The sequence below is a fragment of the Bradyrhizobium sp. genome, from assembly GCF_049512235.1.
Taxonomy (GTDB): domain Bacteria; phylum Pseudomonadota; class Alphaproteobacteria; order Rhizobiales; family Xanthobacteraceae; genus Bradyrhizobium.
On record NZ_JBEKXH010000614.1, the window covers coordinates 1 to 3,446 of the forward strand.

At 62.3% G+C, this 3,446-nt stretch carries 2 protein-coding genes; both read left to right on the plus strand.

The genetic code is table 11. The features are described 5' to 3' along the window. Positions 1 to 1,798, plus strand: a 1,798-nt coding sequence (locus ABSG20_RS32715) for a sensor histidine kinase (RefSeq protein ID WP_423868584.1), incomplete at its 5' end; no start/stop codon positions are given. A gap of 18 nt (positions 1,799 to 1,816) precedes the next feature. After that, a complete protein-coding gene (gene ntrX / locus ABSG20_RS32720; RefSeq protein WP_423868585.1) occupies positions 1,817 to 3,187 on the plus strand; it encodes a nitrogen assimilation response regulator NtrX in 1,371 nt (456 codons plus the stop codon). The last annotated feature ends 259 nt before the right edge of the window (positions 3,188 to 3,446 follow it).

Sequence of the window (3,446 nt, forward strand, 5' to 3'; positions counted from 1 at the left end):
CAAATCCTTTCAACAGTGGCTGACGACCAGCGCAACCTCGCGCAATCTGCCCGGCGCCATGCTGATCGACAAGGACCGCAATATTCTGATGACGGCGGATACCGGCACTCAAATGGCCTTCTCGCCACCGGAACCGGAATTCCTCAGCAAGGAGGTCAACGATACCGTGCCCGACATCTCGTTGTTGCCGGAGCCGTACGAAAACTGGGTCGGGGCGGTGATCCAGTTGCGTGCCTACAATGACACCTACCTCTACGTCGCCCGTCCGCTCGAGCCGCGCCTGGTCGAGCAAGTCAAGCAAACCCAGGCCAGTGCCGCCGAATATGCCGAGATCGAATCACGCCGGCTTGGCATTCAGGTGAGTTTCGCGTTGATGTTCGCGGTGATCGCCCTGACCATGCTGACGGCCTCGATTCTGATCGGGCTGAATTTTGCCAACGGGCTGGTGGCCCCGATCCGCCGGCTGATGAGCGCCGCCAATGTCGTCTCGACCGGCGATCTGCATGTGCAGGTGCCGGTGCACAAGTCGGAGGGCGATCTCGCCCAGCTCGGCGAGACCTTCAACAAGATGACGCAGGAATTGCGCACCCAGCGCGACGAGCTGGTCTCGGCCAGCAACGTGATCGACAGCCGCCGCCGCTTCATCGAGGCGGTGCTGTCGTCGGCGAGCGCCGGCATTATCGGGGTCGATGCGTCCGGCAACGTCGGCATTCTCAATCGCTCGGCCGAAAAACTCATCGGTCACGCCGAATCGGAAACGCTCGGTCATCCGCTGTCGGAAGTGCTGCCCGAACTCGATGACATGATGAAAACCGCGCGCGACGGCACGCAGCGGCTGGTCCAGGGCCAGATCACGATTCTCCGCGACGGCCGTGAGCGCAATCTTTCGGTGCGCGTCAGCGCCGAGCAGACCAGCCAGTCGCGCGACAGCTACATCATCACGCTCGACGACATTACCGAACTGGTGTCCGCGCAGCGCACCTCGGCATGGGCCGACGTGGCGCGCCGCATCGCCCATGAAATCAAGAATCCGCTGACCCCGATCCAGCTCTCGGCCGAGCGCATTCGCCGCAAGTTCGGCAAGGTGATCATCGAGGACAAGGCGGTGTTCGAGCAATGCACGGACACCATCGTGCGGCAGGTTGACGACATCAGACGGATGGTCGACGAATTCTCGCGCTTCGCGCGGATGCCGAAGCCGGTGATCGAGGGCGAGGACGTCGCCGACACCGTCCGTCAGGCGGTGTTCCTGATGCGGGTCGGACATCCCGACATCGATATCGAAGCCGAGATCAAGCAGGAGCCGATGCGGGCGCAGTTCGACCGGCGGCTGATCTCGCAGGCGCTGACCAACATCATCAAGAACGCGGCGGAAGCCATCGAGGCCGTCCCGGCGGAGCAGCTGGGCAAGGGACTTATCGAGGTCGTTGCCGGCCAGCAAGGCGATGACATCGTGATCGACGTCATCGATAACGGTATAGGATTGCCCAAGGTGAGTCGGGCCCGCCTGCTCGAACCTTACGTGACCACGCGTGAAAAGGGCACCGGCCTCGGGTTGGCGATTGTCGGCCGCGTCCTGGAAGACCACGGCGGCCGCATCGAACTCAATGACGCGGCCGACATCCGGCCGGCCCAGCGTGGGGCCTGGATGCGGTTGCGCTTTGCGGTATCCGGGCATGCCGCGAAAACCGTCGTCAGGGAGCCGGATCCGGAAACAAAACTACCGGCACCCGAAACCGGCATGCCGGCAGAGGCGACCAACAATGAAGCAAAAATCGAAGCCGCAACAGGCAGCTGACGAGGCGGGACGCGATCCATGGCAAATGACATTCTGATTGTCGATGACGAGGCCGATATCAGGGACCTGGTGGCGGGCATCCTCGAGGACGAGGGCTTCACCACCCGCACCGCGCGCGACAGCGATTCGGCCCAGGCCGAAATCGCCAATCGCCGGCCGCATCTGGTCTTTCTCGATATCTGGCTGCAGGGCAGCAAGCTCGACGGGCTGCAGCTCTTGGAGCAGATCAAGCGGGATCAAGCCGATCTGCCGGTCGTGATGATCTCCGGGCACGGCAATATTGAAACCGCGGTCGCTGCGATCAAGCGCGGCGCCTACGACTTCATCGAGAAGCCCTTCAAATCCGATCGCCTCATTCTGGTGGCGACGCGGGCGCTGGAGACCTCGCGTCTGAAACGCGAAGTCAAGGAACTCAAGCAATTGGCCCCGGCGGCCAGTGTCCTGACCGGACGCTCGGCCTGCATGAATCAACTGCGCCAGACCATCGAACGGGCGGCCAAGGCCAACAGCCGCATCCTGATCGTGGGGCCCTCGGGCTCGGGCAAGGAATTGGCAGCGCGCACGCTGCACAACGCGTCCGGTCGCTCCGAAGGGCCGTTCGTCGTCATCAACGCCGCGGCGATCACGCCGGAGCGCATGGAAGTCGAAATGTTCGGCATCGAACAGAGCAATGGCGAGCATGCGCGCAAGGCCGGCGCGCTGGAAGAAGCCCACGGTGGAACGCTGTTTATCGACGAAATCGGCGACATGCCCCGCGAAACCCAGAACAAGATCCTGCGGGTGCTGGTCGACCAGACCTTCCAACGGTCCGGTGGTACCACCAAGGTCAATGTCGATGTCCGCATCATATCCTCGACCGCGCGCAATCTGGAGGAGGAAATCGCGGAAGGCCGGTTCCGGGAGGATCTTTATCATCGCCTGTCGGTCGTGCCGATCAGGGTGCCACCGTTGTCGGAGCGGCGGGAGGACATCCCCGAACTGATCGACTATTTCATGGATCAGATCTCGGCCGCGACCGGACTGCCCAAACGCCAGATCGGCCAGGATGCCATGGCTGTGCTGCAGTCGCATGTCTGGCCCGGAAATGTCCGGCAACTGCGCAACAATGTCGAGCGCGTCATGATCCTGGCCGGCGGCGGACCGGAAGTCATCATCACCGCCGATATGCTGCCACAGGATGTCGGCTCGATGGTGCCGGCTATGCCGACCAGCAATAATGGCGAGCACATCATGGGCTTGCCGCTGCGCGAGGCAAGGGAGGTATTCGAGCGCGACTACCTGATCGCCCAGATCAGCCGTTTCTCGGGCAATATCTCCCGGACCGCTGAATTTGTCGGCATGGAGCGATCGGCGCTGCATCGCAAGCTCAAGGCCCTCGGCGTCGGCTGAATGCCGGCCGCTGCATTCATTTGGCTGGGAATTTCGTCCCATCTGTGGGGCTTTTCCCGGGACAGTGCGCGTATTCGGCGCAGCTTAAGCTCGAACTGGCCTTGCCTAAAAACCGCACCTGCCCTCTAATCATGCTGCCGGGACCCCTGAAGGGGACATCAGGGGAAGCCCGGCGACCGCAGAGGCTTTCGAAAGAAAGCTCATCCGGTTCAATAAAAAGACGCAAACAGACTGCGGGACAAGAACAATGGCGGCAGAC